This window comes from Microbacterium sp. C448 (assembly GCF_000582705.2).
Lineage (GTDB): Bacteria > Actinomycetota > Actinomycetes > Actinomycetales > Microbacteriaceae > Microbacterium > Microbacterium lacus_A.
This window is the reverse complement of sequence record NZ_HG779721.1, coordinates 1-253: the sequence shown is the minus strand read 5'-3', so window position 1 is coordinate 253 and position 253 is coordinate 1. Positions and strand designations below refer to the sequence as shown.

Sequence of the window (253 nt, the reverse complement as noted above, 5' to 3'; positions counted from 1 at the left end):
CAACGCCCTCGCCGAGAGCGTCGTCGGCCTCTACAAGACCGAGTGCGTGAAGATCGACGGCCCGTTCCGCAGCGCCGACGACCTGGAACTGGCCACGCTGTCCTGGGTGCACTGGTTCAACGAGAACCGACTGCACTCCTCGATCGGATACCTCACACCCATCGAGAAAGAGAACGAGTACTACCGTGAGATCAACTCCCAGCACCAGCCGGCGCTGGGAGAACTCGCCCTCCACTAAACCCGGGGCGATTCA

1 protein-coding gene is annotated in these 253 nt (G+C 62.1%); it reads left to right on the top strand.

Annotated features, from left to right (window positions below):
- The coding region (locus MIC448_RS11170) for an integrase core domain-containing protein (protein ID WP_036299594.1) at positions 1-238 on the top strand (238 nt) is incomplete at its 5' end.
- Positions 239-253: the final 15 nt, after the last annotated feature.